This is a genomic window from Roseobacter sinensis (assembly GCF_025755255.1).
Taxonomy (GTDB): domain Bacteria; phylum Pseudomonadota; class Alphaproteobacteria; order Rhodobacterales; family Rhodobacteraceae; genus Roseobacter; species Roseobacter sinensis.
This window is the reverse complement of the sequence record NZ_JALIEB010000017.1, coordinates 57,837-75,067: the sequence shown is the minus strand read 5'-3', so window position 1 is coordinate 75,067 and position 17,231 is coordinate 57,837. Positions and strand designations below refer to the sequence as shown.

12 protein-coding genes and 1 pseudogene are annotated in these 17,231 nt (G+C 63.0%); 7 read left to right on the top strand and 6 right to left on the bottom strand.

The features are described from left to right. Positions 1-968, bottom strand: a pseudogene (locus MUB52_RS19640) (DDE-type integrase/transposase/recombinase); the annotation flags it as partial. A 595-nt stretch (positions 969-1,563) separates the two neighbouring features. Here MUB52_RS19640 and MUB52_RS19635 point away from each other — a divergent pair. Further along, positions 1,564-3,102, top strand: a complete 1,539-nt coding sequence (locus MUB52_RS19635) for a glucan biosynthesis protein (RefSeq protein WP_263845847.1) — start codon at positions 1,564-1,566, stop codon at positions 3,100-3,102. Positions 3,103-3,141: 39 nt separating this feature from the next. Here the strand turns inward: MUB52_RS19635 and MUB52_RS19630 are convergent, their stop codons facing one another. From MUB52_RS19630 to MUB52_RS19610, 5 genes are read right to left on the bottom strand one after another with little or no spacing between them, the layout of a single operon-like run. Then, positions 3,142-4,731, bottom strand: a complete 1,590-nt coding sequence (locus MUB52_RS19630) for a hypothetical protein (protein ID WP_263845846.1) — start codon at positions 4,729-4,731, stop codon at positions 3,142-3,144. A 10-nt stretch (positions 4,732-4,741) separates the two neighbouring features. Then, positions 4,742-5,503, bottom strand: coding sequence for an SDR family oxidoreductase (locus MUB52_RS19625; protein ID WP_263845845.1), 762 nt, complete (start codon positions 5,501-5,503; stop codon positions 4,742-4,744). Continuing rightward, entirely contained in the window at positions 5,500-6,825 is a 1,326-nt protein-coding gene (locus tag MUB52_RS19620; RefSeq protein WP_263845844.1) for an FAD-binding protein, read from the bottom strand. The genes MUB52_RS19625 and MUB52_RS19620 overlap by 4 nt, the downstream gene beginning before the upstream one ends. Beyond that, entirely contained in the window at positions 6,822-7,208 is a 387-nt protein-coding gene (locus MUB52_RS19615; RefSeq protein ID WP_263845843.1) for a GtrA family protein, read from the bottom strand. The genes MUB52_RS19620 and MUB52_RS19615 overlap by 4 nt, the downstream gene beginning before the upstream one ends. A 43-nt stretch (positions 7,209-7,251) precedes the next feature. Continuing rightward, on the bottom strand, positions 7,252-8,805 hold the full coding sequence (locus tag MUB52_RS19610) for a UbiA family prenyltransferase (RefSeq protein ID WP_263845842.1): 1,554 nt from the start codon (positions 8,803-8,805) through the stop codon (positions 7,252-7,254). Between the two features lie 466 nt (positions 8,806-9,271). Here MUB52_RS19610 and MUB52_RS19605 point away from each other — a divergent pair, with 466 nt between their 5' ends. From MUB52_RS19605 to MUB52_RS19580, 6 genes are all read left to right on the top strand, one after another. Then, positions 9,272-10,906, top strand: coding sequence for an AsmA family protein (locus tag MUB52_RS19605; RefSeq protein ID WP_263845841.1), 1,635 nt, complete (start codon positions 9,272-9,274; stop codon positions 10,904-10,906). 76 nt (positions 10,907-10,982) lie between these two features. After that, entirely contained in the window at positions 10,983-12,521 is a 1,539-nt protein-coding gene (locus MUB52_RS19600) for a DUF2723 domain-containing protein (protein ID WP_263845840.1), read from the top strand. A 214-nt stretch (positions 12,522-12,735) separates the two neighbouring features. Then, complete coding sequence (locus MUB52_RS19595) at positions 12,736-13,929, top strand: DUF4185 domain-containing protein (RefSeq protein ID WP_263845850.1); 1,194 nt, start codon at positions 12,736-12,738, stop codon at positions 13,927-13,929. Between the two features lie 268 nt (positions 13,930-14,197). Further along, positions 14,198-14,452, top strand: a complete 255-nt coding sequence (locus MUB52_RS19590) for a hypothetical protein (protein ID WP_263845839.1) — start codon at positions 14,198-14,200, stop codon at positions 14,450-14,452. Continuing rightward, a complete protein-coding gene (locus MUB52_RS19585; protein WP_263845838.1) occupies positions 14,449-15,939 on the top strand; it encodes a sulfotransferase in 1,491 nt (496 codons plus the stop codon). The genes MUB52_RS19590 and MUB52_RS19585 overlap by 4 nt, the downstream gene beginning before the upstream one ends. Further along, positions 15,936-17,228, top strand: a complete 1,293-nt coding sequence (locus MUB52_RS19580) for an arylsulfotransferase family protein (RefSeq protein WP_263845837.1) — start codon at positions 15,936-15,938, stop codon at positions 17,226-17,228. The genes MUB52_RS19585 and MUB52_RS19580 overlap by 4 nt, the downstream gene beginning before the upstream one ends. The last annotated feature ends 3 nt before the right edge of the window (positions 17,229-17,231 follow it).

The window sequence follows — 17,231 nt, the reverse complement described above, 5'->3', positions numbered from 1 at the left end:
ATCTGCTGGTCTTCGAGCCAATCGGCCAGTTCACCAGAGATGTAACTGGCGCCATTGTCCGAGAGCAGGCTTGGCTTGTGAACAACGGTCGCCTGATTACACCCCGAAGCCTGCAGCGCCAGGTCGAGCGTGTCGGTCACATCCTCGGCCCTCATCGTCGTGCAGAGCTTCCAGGCGATGACGTAGCGGCTGTAGTCGTCGAGGATCGAGCTGAGATAGAACCAGCCCCAGCCGATGACCTTGAGATAGGTGAAGCCGGTCTGCCACAGCTCGTTCGGACGCGTGGTCTTGTCCTTGATCTTCTCTCGAACCGGCACAGGAATGCGGTTCCAGACCCGCGATGGCCAGGGGCTGCGATCCTTAAGCGCCTCGGGGCCGCCCGACAGATACCGATCATACCAGCGAGAGAAGGTGGTTCTGGGGGTGCCGAGCTCGTCCAGCGTGCGTTTGGTCGACAGGTGCGATCCTTCCACCAGCCGGTTCGCCATTGTGCTCGAACCAATGGCGCATCAATGGCTCACGCTTCAGCTTCTCAGAGGCAGGATACCTCATGCGTCGTCGTTCCCATCTACTACCGGCAGGTGATGCTACGCATCACCGAGAGGCGCGATCCTGCTTTTTTTGAGCAATCGAAGCTCCAGGGCCCGTTCAGCAACGACCTCTTTCAAATCACGTGAGTCCCAACGCAGGTCTTTAACCTCGGTCGAGGTTGCAGCACGGGCCGTGTCGCCGGCCAGGTGCTTCTTGCCATCCTCGAGGAATTCCTTGGACCAGCCATAACACAGGCTTTGAGCAATACTTTCGCGCCTGCAAAGCTCAGCAATGCTGTCCTCTGCCTTCAGGCCGTCCAGCACGATCTGGATCTTCTCTTCGGCCGAACACTGCTTGCGCGCGGCACGGCGAATGTCCTTGACGACCTTCTCACCGTGGCTCCGCTTGGTTCCGTTGTTCGGGGAAAAACGCCCCACTGGGGCCTTTTCTGATCCCTCCAACTCTGTCTCATCTCCACTCCCCGGTGGTTACGATGTGCCAGAAACCCTCCCTTATCAAACCGCTCTAGACTGTCCCATGGGCGCCGGCGTCAGACACCGGGCTGCCGGCGCCGTCTGTCCCCAGCATGATGGGGAGATGCGCAACCGCCGGGTGCTGATTGACACCTCCAGGGCGACCAGCCCGCGAGACGGCGCACCTCGACCGCGGGTGCAGCGGATGAGCGCCAGGCAGCCGCGGATGAGATCACCGGTGCGCCGGGGTCCAATGGGTCTTGCCTTTGAGCGAAGATCTGCCGCCGGCCCGACGACCAGATTGCGCCTCACTGCATGTCCGTTGATCCGCTGGCGACAAGGCGCTGAAAGATCGGCGAAGTTGTGCCTGCCTCGGCCCGGCAAATTGATGGCACCTCACTGGCGCATGTACAATCCCGCAACATTTGAAACATCTCAACACATCATTTGAACGCTGCGAGATCTCGATATGACACCGAATGATCCCTTATCGTCCCGAACGACACCTGAAGGCCCGAGCGGATTGCAACCCAGGTTCTCGGCCCCCTCACGGCGCGCCGTGCTTTTCGGATCCGCCGCGGTTCTGACCGCGGGCCTGTGGAGCGGGTTGAAACCGGAGAGCGCCCGCGCCGATGCGCCCATGACCTTTGAAGGCCTTGTCGAGAAGGCGCGCGAGGCCGCCGCTCGGCCTTTCGAGCCCGTCTCCATTCCCGCGCCCGATCTCATCGCGAAGATAGACTACAGCGCGCACTGGCAGATCCAGTTTCGCAAAGACGCGACGCTTTACATCGGGCCGAACAAGTCACCGGTGCAGTTTTTTCACCCGGGCCGCTACTTCCCCGAACCGGTTCGGATTCATGTTCGCGATGCAGCAGGAACTGCGCATGAAGTGCCCTTCGTCAGCGACTTCTTCTCGATACCGGAGGACAACCCCGCGCTCGATCTGCCGGAAGGATTCGGATTTGCCGGGTTCAGGGTGATGCGGCCGAACCTCGAGCCGGACTGGATATCGTTTCTGGGTGCGTCCTACTTCCGGACCGATGGACCGGAGGCGCAGTACGGGCTCTCGGCCCGCGGCATCGCGATCAACACCGGTCTGAACGTACCGGAGGAGTTTCCCCGCTTCACCGCCTTCTGGCTCGGCCCGCCGGAAAAAGACGATGAGGAGCTTTCGATCTGGGCCGAACTCGACGGCCCATCGATCACTGGAGCCTACAGGTTCGGTGTGATCCGCAACGCCCCTTACGGCGGACATCTGACACGGGTTTCGGCCCATCTGTTCCTGCGCGAAACAGTCGAGCGCCTGGGCGTGGCGCCACTCACCAGCATGTACTGGTATTCGGAGCGTGATCGCGCCGGCGGCGAGGATTGGCGGCCTGAGATACATGACAGCGACGGGCTGGCCATGGCGGCCGGAAGCGGCGAACGGCTGTGGCGGCCGCTGAGCAATCCGACAGGTGTCACGACCTCGAGCTTCATGGATGTGAATCCGGCCGGCTTCGGATTGATCCAGCGCGACCGCGACTTTGAAAACTACCAGGACGACGGTGTTTTCTACAACCGGCGCCCCTCAGCCTGGATCAAGCCGGGGGGCGACTGGGGTCCCGGACGCGTGCAGCTCATTCTGATCCCGACAGATGACGAGACCTTCGACAACGTCGTAGCCTATTGGGTGCCGGACAGTCCGACGGAAAAAGGGGCGTCGTTCCAGTTCGACTACGAGATCGAGTGGCGGGAGAGGGATCCGCTGCCCCAGAACGTCGCCTGGGTCGTGGCCACGCGACAGGGTCAGGGCGGTGTGCCGGGTGATCCGCTGCCTGAAGGGGTCGCAAAGATGGTTGTCGACTTCGAGGGTCCATCCCTGACCGGCCTCGATCGCGAAAGCGGGGTTGTGCCGGTTGTCGATGCGCTGAACGGCCGAATTCTCAAGCCGATCGACGCCTATCCGGTCGTGGGTACGAACTATTGGCGTCTCACCTTCGATTTCGAACAGACCGGCCCGGAACCTGTCAGTCTGCGTGCCTACCTGAAACTCCGAGACAGGGCCCTGACCGAAACCTGGCTCATGGATGCCTGGGTGGAGCGCGGACAGGGCTGAAGGGGCTAGCCGGGCCTTGCCGCGTGGGTTTCGCCCGCGCTAGCTGCTCTGAGGGCGTCCGGGCTTCGTCTCCGACGTGCTCGACGGACGACGCTCGAAAACGGACCAGAATTCAGTCGTTTTCGTCAGCTCGAAATGACGGTCGAGATAAGATCCGTAGATGTCTTTCATCTTGTCGGTGGTCGCTTCCGCAACGGGCTGCCGCGGGATCATCACCACGTCGACACCGCCCAGCATTTCTTCGTCCGGAAGGTGAACCTTCAGATCGAAGTTCCGATTGTCGTGCATCCAGGCATTGCCGCCCTGCTGTGGCGGCAACCCTGCAAGCGAGGCGAATGGGCTGACGAAGTCCATGACCAGAACCCGGGACGCGGGTGTGTCGAGCGCGGCAAGAAGCGCCGCGCCACGCTCGAGGCTGCGTCCGTAGGTGGCATAGAACTCGAACTGTCCGCGGTCGAGCATGTTGACGATCCGCAGGTCTCGGCCGTTGGGAGTATTGAGCGCGACACCGGCCTTTGTGGCGGCAACTGCCGCGTGAACGCCGATCGCCGCAGCCGAGGATAGCGCAATCGGCAGAAGCAGGACCGCCACGGCAAGCGGTGCGCCGCGAATGAGCGCTTTCGCCACGGACGATGACACGGGCTGCGCGTGACGGGCCAGTATCTCGGCCGCGACTGCGGCGCCCGCCAGCATGGTGACAATCCCGATGACCTGAAAATTCTGGTTAAGCAGGGCAAAGCCTGCGACCCCGCAGAAGATGTAGAACAGAAGATCGGTCACGCGCGGGCGGAACCACAGCGCAGCACCTGCAATCAGCGCAAACACGATGTATTCGCCAGATGTGCGCAGAAAGGAACGCACGTAGATGTAAGGCTCGATGACGCCGCTGACCTTGGTCGCCTCCACCAAATCGGCGATGTATACGCCCGTTCCCCGCCAGACCACCTCGACCAGAAGCGCGACTACCCCGCACAGGACCAGCGCGCCGAGCGCCCAGCGGCGCTGCGCCGGTTGCAGCAGTGTCATCAGCAGAAAGCCGACGGCAACCACCCCGTAGGTCATCTTGATATAGGCCAGCAGCATGGTCAGCGTCGCCGCTGCGCTGGCATCCAGCCACCCCTGCCAGCGCCCTGCGCGCTCAGGCTGCAGGTGCATCACCAGCAGAATGCCAAGCAGAACCCAACCGACCCGGTTGTAGAACATCGCGAAGGAGATTTTCGTCGGTATGTCGCCCGTATTCATCGGCGTGGCGAGAAGGAGCACCAAGAAGACGGCCAGCGGAACGCCGATCAGCGGGCGCAGCCTTGACCGCAGCACATGGATCAGGATCGGTGCTGTAACGAGCATCAGGGCCACCATACCGATCGGCATCGCCATGCCGAGCCGCCCTGTCAGCCAGTATCCCAACCCCGGCAAGTAGTAGTTCAACGGACCGAGAGCGGTGTGGAAGTCCCGGTTCGGCACCTGGCCATGAACCACCCGATAGGCGCCGTCGAGAAAGATGAGGATGTCGTTGAAATACATCGACGTGGCGGTCACACCCGGCAGAACCAGAAGCGCGGCGCAGACCAACGTCGTCACCCACGTGGCCAGGGCAACGGGCGAGAAGTGATCGGCTATTCTGGACACGGCGGACACCTCAAAGCTTCAGCTTCTTGAAAACGGCTTCTGGAATGGCCCGAATGATGAACATGATCAGGCGCCACGCGCGCAAAACGTAGACGACATCGGCACTGCCTGTCTGAAGCGATGCAATTCGTGATGCGACGGCCTCGGGGGCGGCGGTCAGAGGCCCGATCAGGTCCATTCCGGCGGTCATGCTCGTCCGCACGAACCCGGGCTTGACCGTGACCACGCGCACATCCGTGTCCGACAGTCGGTTGCGCAGCCCCGACAGATAGGCGGTCAGCCCGGCCTTTCCGGCACCATAGACATAGTTCGACGCCCGCCCCCTGTCGCCCGCGACCGAGCTCACACCGACGATCAGCCCGTGGCCGCGCTCTGCAAAGCGCTGCGCGAGCGCCTCCAGAAGCAGGGCCGGACCTTCGAAGTTCGTGCGGATCACCTGGGCCGCATGGTCCGGGTCCTCCTGTGCCCGCTCCTGGTCGCCAAGCAGCCCGACAACACAGACGACCGTGTCGGGCAGGTCGCCGAGCTGGTCCAGAAACGGTGCGAAGGTCTCCGTTTCCAGAATGTCGAGATGATGGACCGTGACGTGATCCTCTCCGCTTCTCGTGCGGATGTCGGCGGCATTGCGTTCGGCCGCGTCGGCGTCGCGCGCCGCGAGCCTGATCGTCCAGCCCATTCCGGCATAGGCCGCTGCCACCGCCCGGCCGATATCCGAGGTGCCGCCGACGACAAGGACGGTTTTCGCTGGAGACTGTTCTACGATGTCGTTCATATGCCAAGCCTGTCAGACAGTTTCGAGGCGATGCGGCTGCTGACCCCGATCTCATCCCGCAGCTGCCGGAAGCGGTCCAGCTGCGGATACCCTGCCAGAAAGGTCTCCGGCGATTGCGTGGCATCCTTTGCCAGATAGATCCGCCCGCCGGCCTCGACGACGAGCGCATCGATCTCGCGCAGCAGCGGCATCAAGTCTGCACTGACCGGCATGTCGAGCGCGAGCGTCAAACCTTCCATCGGAAAGGACATCAGCCCTGAGCCCGCCGCCAGGCGCTTGAGCACGGCGAGGAACGACCCCGCACCCCGGCCCGAAATCCGATCGAGGATCTCGGAGATCACCGCTTCCGCCTTTGGCTCCGGAATGACGCATTGATGCTGCACAAAACCGCGCCGCCCGTAGATCCGGTTCCAATGGGCGACACCGTCCAGCGGAAAGAAGTATGCGTCCCAAGGTACGAGTATCGCCCGGTCGGCCTTGCGCGCACCGAGCCTGTAGTAGACCTCGTTGAAGAGGCGTGCCGTCGTTGCGTTCAGCATCCATCCGGGCATGTCGGTGGGAATGCCCAGCCGACCGTTGCGGGCCGGCGGAAACCGCAGATCCCCCCAGCGGACCTGCTCCGCCGTGGCGTGCTCGCCCTCCAGGACCAGAGATCTGCCCAGGGCGTCCCCCCGGGCCAGCACGTCGATCCACGCCACCGTGTAGGTCGCGGTGCCGCTCTGACGCAGAAGCGCGACAGCCTCGGTCAGGTTGCGCGCGGGATGGGTGATCTGGCGGATCCAGCCGGTCTCGACGCGTTTCAGGCGGATCCCTGCGGAGAGGATCGTCCCGGTCAGACCCATCCCGCCGACTGTTGCCGCAAACAGCTCTGGGTTTTCGTCGCGGCTGCACCGCGTCACGCGCTCGTCGGGCAGGGCCAGCATCAGCCAAGCGACGTGATCTCCGAAGGTGCCATCGACATGCTGGTTCTTTCCATGGACATCGGAGGCGATCATCCCGCCCACGGTCACGAAGCGGGTGCCCGGTACTGCGCAGGGAAAGTAGCCGCGCGGCAGGAATGTGGCGATGATATCAGCCAATGACACGCCGGCCTCCGCTGCAAGTATCCCGGTCTCAGGATCAAACGATTGCATCCGGTTCAATCCGGTCAGGTCGAGCGTGCTGTCACGCCCGACCGCGGCATCGCCGTAGGACCGCCCGAGACCGCGCGCGATCAGCCCCGGCAGCTGTGCCGTGGCCCGGGCTGCCGCGTCGGCACTCAGCGCCGCATCCAGCGGCCCTGACAGGCGGGGATAACGGCCCCAACCGCTCAGATCCTTCAAACGGTGCTCTCCCTGAAGACGTGGCGCCGATCAAGCCAGAACTTGAGAACATATCCGATGCTCAGCCCTATGACGGCACCAAGGTACTTGGCGAAATCGGTCTGCCAGATGGCGTAGAACCCAAGCTCGAACGCCCAGAAGATCAGTGTCGTCAGGACACTGAAGAGACCCGAGACCGTGATGCGCTGCGCTTCACCATATGGCGTGGTATAACGTTCGCGGAAGGTCCAGGTCTTGTCGATGACGTATTTGATCGCAAATCCGACCAGGGTGCCGACCACGATCGACACCATCAGATGCGCCGCCGGTGCCCCGCGCACGGTCAATTCCTGGGCAAGAAGGTTTGCCAGCACCGAAATGACCGCGGTCACAGCGTATCGCACGATTGCGTGACTCTCTGAGAGGCGTCTCAGCATGACGACCCCGTCAGATCGCCGCGACGAAAACGGCCAGCATGGCCAGTCCGCTCAGCCGGCTCATCGGATCCTTGAGGGCGAAGACGACCGGATCGTCCTGCATCTGCCGCCGCTGCGCCAGAATGAGCGCGCGCCCGATCCAGTATGTCAGCACCGGACATGCCAGAAGGAGAAATTCGGGGTTGCTGTAAAGCCGGGTGACCGAACTGCCCGATACATAAAGTGCGAGCACCGTCACCGCATTGAAGCCGGCCGCGGCGGACAGGGCCGCGATCATGCTGCGGTCGATATGCTCATAGTCGCGGTTCTTCGGTGCTGCACGGTCAGCATCCGCATAGGCGGTCAATTCGACAAAGCGCTTCATCAGCGCCAGTGACACGAAGATCGACAGGGCGAAGACGATCAGCCAGGTCGACAGCGTGACGCCGACTGCAACGCTGCCCCCGATGAGGCGGATGGTGTACAAGCCGGCAAGCGTCAGGACGTCGACCAGCAGGATCTCCTTGAGCGAGAAGGAGTATGCGGTCGAGATGACAAAGTAGCTGGCGACCACCGCTGCGAAAACCGGCGACAGGGACAGCGACAGGACCGCGGCGAGGGTCAGAAGGACCGGCACCGCCAGCATGGCGTGCACCAGTGGAATATCCCCTCGTGCAAGCGGGCGCTCCTTCTTTGTGCGGTGCGCGCGATCATCCTGAAGATCGACCAGATCGTTCAGAATGTAGCAGGCCGAAGCCGCAAGGCAGAAGGCGGCCGCCGCGATCATCGTGATAAACAGGTTTTCGAAAGTCACCGCGTGCGCGGCAATCATCGGGACAAACACAAGGGCATTCTTGGCGTATTGATGCACCCGGAACTGACGCGCCCAGTCGCGCAAGGATGCGCGGTCATGGTCGATGAATTGCGCCTGCGGCGCGATCTTGCGTAGTTTCGATGCGACGCGCCGGCTTGTCCGAACCGCGATCTGCTGGCGCGCCTGTTCCCAGACGGGCAAATCCGCAGCGCCATTGCCGATATAGTCGAAGCCCTTGCTGCCGAATTCCTTGACAAGTCGTTCGGCCTTGGCCACGCCTGACAGATTTGTCGAGGAAGACGAAGTCGTCGCGAAATAGCCGGTAAAGATGCCCAGATGATCCGCAACCGCCTTTACCATGTCTTCATGGGATCCTGACGCCAGATAGACGGGTCGTCCCTCGAGCCGCGCGAGGCGGATCATGGAGAGGATCGACGCATCGTAAGGCAGGGTTTCGGGCGCGCAGTCCGTGCCGGCACACAGATACTGCTTCAGCGCGGCCTTGCCGCGGCGAAGCGAGCGGAGAATACCGACGATGGCACCGGGATCGCGCCCCAGCCGTCGAAACGCCGTCTCGAGCAGCAGATCGGAGCGCAGCAGGGTCCCGTCAAGATCGACGATCAGAGGGATGTCGCGCGGCTGTTTCAGAGCAGGGAGTTCGGCACGGCTGACTGCCGCGCCCCGCTCCCGGGCCACGGCATCGCCTGGCCCGTCTTTCAGGTGCGGCACCTCCGACTCGGACATGCTCTCAACGTGGGTCTTGATCGACATGCGTGCATCTCTCTGCTTGTTACAGGTCGGCGGCGCGTAGCCGCAGTCAGCGATCAAAGTGTCGGTGCAGGGCCAAAGGTCCCGCGTGTCATTCCATGCTGCCACCCGTCGGCTGTATCGGACGCGGCGCAGCCGGCAGCGGATCGGATGGTTCCGGCAACGTGTGCACAAACGCAAAGCGGTTCAAATCCGTTCCAAGGGCCGCTTTGGCATCGGCAGGGATGCGCCCAATTCGGCATGGTATCGGCGGGAGAAGGCCGGGAAACGAGGTGAAACAACGATGATCGAGCCGCGTGGATTGCCTCTCGATCGTCTCGAACCCTATTTGAAATAGTGCGGCATGGGAATCATGCGACGCACCGGCCAGGGTTGCGACCCTGTCGGACCAGTTGTGCGCTGGGACTGGCCCGGCAAGTGCACAGCGGGCGGACGGCAGGGGGGCCTGTTCAAGGTTGGAAGCACGATGATGAGAAAACAAGACCAACAACGACCTCTGCCTTCGGGCCGACGGGTCCTGATGTCCGTGGGCGTTCTGGCGGTTTGCGCCGCAACGCTTGTCGTGGTGCTGCGGCCAAATCTCGACGACAAGATGAAGGATGGCATCAATGATGACATCGGACACGTAGCGCGGGGTGGTCTTGAGATGCGCGGGGACGAGCCTCTACCCGTCCGACCGGACGGCACAGACGAGGCGAATGGCCGAAAGTCGCAAGACGATACTGTAATGCCCGAAGATGTTCTGGACTTTGCCGGTAACAGCGGGCTCTCAGATCTGGATCTGGTGATCACGCCACAGTCGAGCTCTGACGCGGTGTCAATCACCGGCGATGTCATCTTGGGGCACCGGCGTGCCGTTATCGACCTAGAGGTTGACGATCCGCGGCACCTGTTTTCGGAAGCTGGCAGCCAGGGCACGCTGGCGCTGTGGTTTGACACGGTGCCGTCGCGCGCTGACGCCGCACCTTCGACCGACCCGGCCGACAGCGGCCTGATAGACGATCTGCACGCGATGCTCGGTGCCTTGAGCCTCTTCGCGTCGGGGCCGCTGCTGATCGAGGGGCAATTCGCCGTGACGCCAGACGCGATCAGGCTGTCGGAGGCGACCATTTCGAAAGGCCGCAACACAGTGAAGGGCGATCTGTATCTGCGGACGACGACACAGATGCCCATCCTGTCGAACCTGAAGACGCTCCAGATCGCTGCAGACAGCGCCGTGACCAAGGCGGCCGACACGATCGCTGCAGGCGACTGGGCCGACGCGCCGATAGCGACAGGCTGGCTCGACGGGTTCGATCTCGACCTTGCTCTCGAGGGTCAGGACATCGGTTTTGGCGCCACCACCCTTGACAGCATGGACGTATCGGTGGTGTCACGCGACGGAGATCTTGCGATCAACTTGGTCGCGGAAGGTCAAACATTTGGTCGGATCGAGGCGGGCACGACACTCAACCCCGCGGGGCAGGTCACGATATCCGCCAGGGCGTCGGACGTGTCGGTCAACGAGGTCACGCAGTCGATATCTCGCATGATGCCGACGCGTCCCTTTGGCGCACCGCAACTGCCCGAGGGGGCGCTTGATGCAGAACTGACGCTCGCCGGACGCGGTCAAACCCTGGGCGCGCTGTCTGAGAGTCTCGCCGGCTCGTTCACGGCCGCGCTCGAAGACGGCAGCATGACCGGAGCGGATGTAACGGCGACGCTGGAAACGCTTGCGAACGGCCGCGAATTCATGACCAAGGAAAAGGGGCCGCTCATCCCTGCTGCCGGGCGGACGCAGTTCGACCGCATCGATGGGGAAATCAGCATAGAGGAAGGGATCGCGCGCATTTCACAGCTGATCATTACAGGCCAGAGGCTTGAAATCGAAATGCTTGGGGACGTCGGTCTGAAGACCTGGGCAATCGATGTGGTCGGGAACGCCCAATTGTCAGCAGCGCAAGACCTCGATGCGGAGAACGTCGCCCGGCATGTCGATCTGCCCTTCGGGATCGGCGGCACGCTCGTCTCACCCATGGTCGCGGCAGGCGTCCCACGGGTCGAGCTGGCCTTGACCGACACTTTTACACCACTCGCCCGGCCCGGCGAGTCCAGCGGGGACTAGCTCATGCCATCCGGCGCCCTGGGACCTGTCGCATCGATCTGGGTTCCGAGGGCGTCGGCACGTGAGGCCAGAAAAGATGTCGACCACTGCCGTGACACCCCATCGACCTGTCTACCAGAGCCCTTGGCTGGCCAGTGCGATCTTTCTCTTCTGGCTGACCTACTATGCAAGCCTGCTCTTTCCCGGGCTCGGCGGGATGCTGAACGCGGGCGACTCGGCCAAGTTTCAGACCCTCGGCCACACGCAGATCCTCGTTCACGGGCCCGGCTATCCCTTTGTCCTGATGATCGGGGCCGTGGTGCGGGCCCTCGACCTGCCGTTCGAACCCTGGCGCGTCATGACCATCGCGCTTGCCTCCCTTCCTGGTGCTGTGGCGAATACGGTGGCGTTCCTGATCGCAGGACGGTTGACGCGCAGTGCGCTTTTCGGAGTTGCGGCCGCGGCTCTTCTGGGCAGCGCCGGCTTGATGGCCGTGCAATCGACGGAAGCCGAAGTCTACCCCCTCGCACTTGCGTTCATCCTGTCCATCGTCTTTGCCCTGATCCTCTTTGTCGAGACCAAGCGACCGTTCTATTTCCTGCTCGCCTGTGCGCTCTATGCGCTGTCCTTTGGCAATCACCTGATGATGATCATGCTGGCTCCGGTTGGCCTCGCAGTGATGGCCACGCACCACCGCGTTCTGCTGCGGCCACGCGTTCTGCTGGCGGTTCTGGCGTTGCTGATCGTCGGGGCAAGCCAGTATCTCTATCTCGCCTGGGTCACGCAGTCCCCGTCGACAGCCTATTCGGAATACCTGCCACTGCCTCCGACGACCTCCGAGCTCATCGACTACATCGCGGGAACCTATTTCGGCGATCTTTACGGCTCGGGCCTGCAGTCGCTCCAGACCGCCTCCGTCCTGTTCGGGACACTGCATCGAGCCCATCCGATCGTATCGCTGCCGATCATGGGCATCGGCCTTCTGGCCTTCGCGATCGGCTGGCGCCGGCGCGACGACGCATGGGTGGGCCTCGCGCTGGTCCTCGGCACGGCCCTGGCCTTTCTTCCTTTCATGATCTGGTACGGCGCCTACGATATCCAGGCGTTCCACCTTCCGGTTCTCGGCCCGCTGCTGGTCGGGGCGATTGCGGCCATCGGCTGGTGGATCGCGCGCTGGCCCAGGCTGCGCCCGTGGCTCGGTGCGCTGCTCTTGGCAATCGGCATGCTGCGGGCAGGTCATATGGCGCTCTACCTGAACGACCGCGAGCCCGATTTTGCCGGTCTGGTCGAGACCTTGAATGTGGTGGTGGCGCAGGCACCGGTTGAGAGGCCGGTCGTTTCCATGTCCTACGGATTGAGAATGGCAACGCTCTACCACGAATTGCTGGGCGAGGCGCCTCAGCCTGCCACCTACCGCGTCACCTGGAGGACGGAGGAAGCGGTCTCGGATCAGGAGACCGTCGGCGGTATCGTCATCCCGACGGACGGGGACCAGATGATGCGATGGATCCAGCACCGCAATCCGCACCTCACTTGCCGGACGCATCCGATTCAGCAGCCCGAGCCGGTGATCTGGCCTGCCTACGGTTTCGTTTGCAGTCCCGAAGAGGCATCGGCCGAAACGCTGGGCGACTGAGCATTCTGCCCGTCCCGGGCCCGAGTCTCTGCGGGCGCCAAGCACTAATTCTTACATTACGTCACATCAGCAAGAATCCGCTTGATTCGGATGCCGACCCCGATCAAACAAGTGCACAGGGGGCGATGTTGGCGACGGCAGCACCCGAGGCGGTCCGAAATCAAAGGTCCGAGTTCAACAGTGTTCAGGTCAAAGAAGGTGCGGTCCCTTGCGTGTGTACTCTGGTGTCTCCGTCGCGCTGATCTCAGCGTTTTTCATATCGGGATGCGGCAAGTTGCCGATGGCCAGCGCCGAAGTTGAGACTCTGGGCGAGATCCCCACAATGGCGTTGTCGGACACGGGCCAGCAGGATGGCATGCTCGAACTGTCCACGCCGCATCAGTTGCTTGTCGGAAATGCCGAGGTCGTCGGTCAGGTAACCGGACCCGGATCGCCCAATGCCACCGATACCCGCTGGAACCTGTATGGCACGGATCTGGGCCATATGTTCACCCACAAGGACCAGCTTTACATGGTGTTCGGCGACACCTACGGGCCCGAGGGCGGCGACTGGCGCAGCAATTCCATCGCGCGGATCGCCGATCCGGATCCGGCCAGTGGCTTCGCCATCGCCGCCATGACCGAAAGCACCACTGGGGCCTCGAAGGAAATCATACGCTCGGCGAAGATACCGGGCATCGAGTGGACCGTGATCCCGACCTACGGCATCTCGCTGGGGGAACGGATGGTCCTCCACTACATGTCGGTTCGCATGTGGGGTGCGGATGATCGCTGGTTTGTTCGGCGCTCCGGCCTCGCCTATTCCGATGACGACGGCCAGACCTGGACAAGATCCGACACCGCGACCTGGCCCGCGGGCACCGGCTTCGAACAGGTGGCCTACGTCGCGCACGAGGGGATGATCTATGTCTTCGGCATCCCGCAGGGACGGTTTGGCGGCGTGCGGCTTGGCCGCGTCACCCCGCAGGATATGCTCAATCCGCGAGCATACACATACTGGGACGGTCAAGAGTGGTCGGCCGATATCCGTGCCGCAACGACGGTGGTGCCGGCCCCCGCCGGCGAGCTGTCGGTTGCATGGAGCCACGCACATCAGTCCTGGCTGATGATGTATCTCGAGCCCGTCAAGAGAGCCGTCGTTTTGCGCAGTGCGCCAGCGATGACCGGCCCCTGGAGCACGCCTCAGATCGTCGCACATGCGGACGACTATCCCGGGCTCTACGCGCCATACATCGTGCCGACGCAGGACATCGGCGATGCTGTCTACTTCACGATGTCGCGCTGGAAACCGCTCTACAACGTCTTCCTGATGAAGGCCGGCATCGAAGCGCCCGCCGTCGATCTGGCAGCTGCTGAAGCAACCGGGGCGCCCAAACCGGCCGTGGCATCGGACGCAGCCAGCGAGTAGCGCCCCCGGCCACGGGCGAATCCCCCACCCCACGCCGGGTCAGTCAAGGCGACTTTGACAAAGGCGTCTCCCGCGCTTGTGATGTCTTGACACCGGCAAGCGGCAAAAATGCTCCGTCGAAATCGCCCGATCTGGCAGGCCTTCGCCGCTTTCCGCCTGATGACTTGCCGAGGCATCGGCAACGCCCACCTCTTCAGGCAGAAGAAGCGTGCCGTGGACCGATTGATCGTCCCGGGCGTGTTTGCTCGTCCGAACTGAGGATTTCATCATGAAAAGCGCAAAATGGGGCTTGGGTAAACTGCAGATATCCGCCGTCGTGGCGATCCTGCTGGTCTTGATGCCTGCCGCGGCGCAGGCTTATGTCGGCCCCGGGGCCGGCCTGACGGCGATCGGCACGATGATCGCACTTCTGGCGGCACTGCTGCTGGCGATTGTGGGGTTCGTCTGGTACCCGATCAAGAGAATGCGGCGCGCCCGCAAGGCCAAGGCAGAGGTCCAGCTGCACGGTGAGAACGGGCGTTGAGCGTCGCAGCCCTTTTTCTTGGTCTTTTCGCCTTTATCGCGGTTCTGCGCGTCCTTGATGCGCAGAGGGTCGCGGGCGGCATCATCGATACCACCCAGCAGGCGCTGTCGGTGATGATGAACAGCGATGTGGCCGAAGAGGAAAAAGAGGCACGGGTCCGTCGCGCCTCGATTCAGCTGCTGGGCGGGTTTTTCTGGATCGCGGCCATAGGTGTTTCGGCGCTCGGCGCCTCCGCCCTGATCGTTTGGGGCGGTGCGGCCCTCGGGTTCTATTCCGTCGACCACGCCATTGCGATCGCTCTGGGCTGGCCCTTCATCCTCGTCTCCACGGTAGTGATGATCACGCTCTGGATCGCGCTCGACAAGCTGCGCAAGACAGCCGACGAGACCGGGACAAAGATCGAGGTGCCCTACAGCCCCCTGGAGAAGGCGCTGCACGACTTCGCCTTCGCATCGCCCGACCGACAGGTCCGGCTGGGCGACCTGGAGACAAGGCTCTATCGCCGCCGGATCTCGGGGCATGCGGCAACCCGCCCCGTTTTCATCACATCCCTGCCGCGGGCGGGGACGACCATCATGCTGGAAGGCCTCGCCGGTCTGTCACAATTCGCCTCGGCGACCTACCGGCACATGCCCTTTACCCTGTCGCCGCTTCTCTGGGGCGGCTTCTCCCGTGCGTTCCGAAAGGCCGGCGACATGTCGGAGCGGGCGCACGGCGACGGCATCGAGGTGGGGGCGGAAAGCCCAGAAGCCTTCGAAGAAATGCTGTGGATGGCGTTCTGGCCCGACCACTTCGCGAGCGACCGCATCACGCCTTGGGCCGCCGAGGACCGGCATCCGGAGTTCGAAGCCTTCTTCCGCACCCATATGGCCAAGATCGTGGCGACCAAGCCCGGCGCCAGCCGTTACGTGTCGAAAAACAACGCAAATATCGCCCGACTGGGCCTGTTGGAGCGCCTCTTTCCGGATGCCACGATCATTGTTCCGGTCCGCAACCCGCGGGCCCAGGTACGGTCTCTTCTGCGACAGCACGGCCGCTTTGCCGATCTGCACGCCCGCGAACCCTTCGCACGCCGCTACATGGAAGGCCTGGGGCATTTCGAGTTCGGTGCCGCGCTGCGTCCCATCGCATTCGACGCCTCGCTGAAGACGACGGAGGCGACCGACCACCCGGACTTCTGGCTGCGATACTGGATTGCCGCATATGAGCATGTGCTCGCGACCGCGGGCCCGGGCACGGTGCTGGTCGATTACGATGCGCTCTGCACCGACCCCGGCGCGGTTCTGCCCGGGCTGGCGGTCGCGATGGGCCTGGAGGACACAGCGCAGATCGCCCCGGTGGCGGATATCCTGCGTGCGCCGCCTCCGGTCCCGGATCTGCCGCACGCCTCTCCCCAGATCATGCAGCAGGCCGATCGCCTGCATGACATCCTGTGCGGCCGTGCGATCGGCCATGGGCCCGCAACTGCCCGAAAGGTCATGGAATGAAGCAACCCTCCTCGGATCGTTTTGCCCGCGGCATCTTCACCGCGTCGCTGGCCCTTATCGCCCTGGTCTACGGCGTCGTTTCCTCGTGGTGGGGGTGGTTTCCGGCACCGCAACTCGGAGAGGCCCACCGCACGTTCCTCGATGTGAAGCAGAATTGGCGCAACGATATCGGGCTCGAGCCGACACGCCACCTGGTCGCTCCGAACGGCCCCGGTACAACCGACCCTGATCGCGGGTATGAGCGTCGGCCAGGGACGGAGCGTGCGCCTGGCTACATCCTCATCGCCGGGCTCAGCGACGATCAGGACACATCCGTCTTTGCCGTGCGCCTGATGGATACCAGCGGAAACGAGGTCCACCGCTGGCCGATCTACTACGAGAACTTCGATCCCGATACCCCGCCTCAGAACGTGATGCTGCATGGCATGGAAGTCTTCGAGGACGGTTCGGTGGTCGTCACCTTCGACGTGGGCAATGCGATCGCCCGGGTCGATCAATGCGGCGAAACCATGTGGAGCGTCCGCGGCGGGTTTCACCATTCCATCACCCGGGACGGAAGCGGCGGCATCTGGACCTGGCTCGGCGAAGACATGGTCCGCCTCGATGCCGCAACGGGCGAGCAGACCTTTGCGCTGAACCTGCGCAACGACGTCATCGCCGCCAACAACGGCGAGCAACGCGCGATCTTCGACATCCGCGTCCGCATGCCGGACGATGCGGATAGTAGTATCACCTACCTCGACGATCCCTTTCACCCCAATGACGTCGAGATGCTGCGCCCCGCGCTTGCCGATGCCTTCCCGATGTTCGAGCCGGGCGATCTGATGTTCAGCCTGCGCGAACCCAATCTCGTCGCGGTCGTCGATCCGCAAACAGGGCTGCTGAAATGGTGGCAGCATGGGCCCTGGTTCAAACAGCATGACCCCGATTTCGAACCCGATGGCACGATCACCGTATTCGATAACGCCACCGGCGCGACGCGATCCCGGATCCTGCGGATCGATCCGAACGACAGGCGCATATCGGTGGATTTCGCCGGTACCGAAGCCGAACCCTTCTATACCTGGCGCCGCGGCAAGCACCAGACGCTTCCGAATGGCAACCTGCTTCTGACCGAGGCAGAGCATGGCCGGCTGCTGGAGGTCTCGGCAGAAGGTGACGTCGTCTGGACGCATCACATGGTCTGGGATGCCGACAGCAACCTTATCGTGACCGAAGCGCGCCATGTCCCCGAGGCGTTCTTCACCAACGGGACACCCACCTGCGCCACTGAGCTCGCGGAACGCTGACCG

Coding starts and splice junctions, on each gene's coding strand:
- MUB52_RS19625 (WP_263845845.1), bottom strand. CDS start 5,503: ATGAACGACATCGTAGAACAGTCTCCAGCGAAAACCGTCCTTGTCGTC.
- MUB52_RS19610 (WP_263845842.1), bottom strand. CDS start 8,805: ATGTCGATCAAGACCCACGTTGAGAGCATGTCCGAGTCGGAGGTGCCG.
- MUB52_RS19605 (WP_263845841.1), top strand. CDS start 9,272: ATGAGAAAACAAGACCAACAACGACCTCTGCCTTCGGGCCGACGGGTC.
- MUB52_RS19600 (WP_263845840.1), top strand. CDS start 10,983: ATGTCGACCACTGCCGTGACACCCCATCGACCTGTCTACCAGAGCCCT.
- MUB52_RS19590 (WP_263845839.1), top strand. CDS start 14,198: ATGAAAAGCGCAAAATGGGGCTTGGGTAAACTGCAGATATCCGCCGTC.
- MUB52_RS19580 (WP_263845837.1), top strand. CDS start 15,936: ATGAAGCAACCCTCCTCGGATCGTTTTGCCCGCGGCATCTTCACCGCG.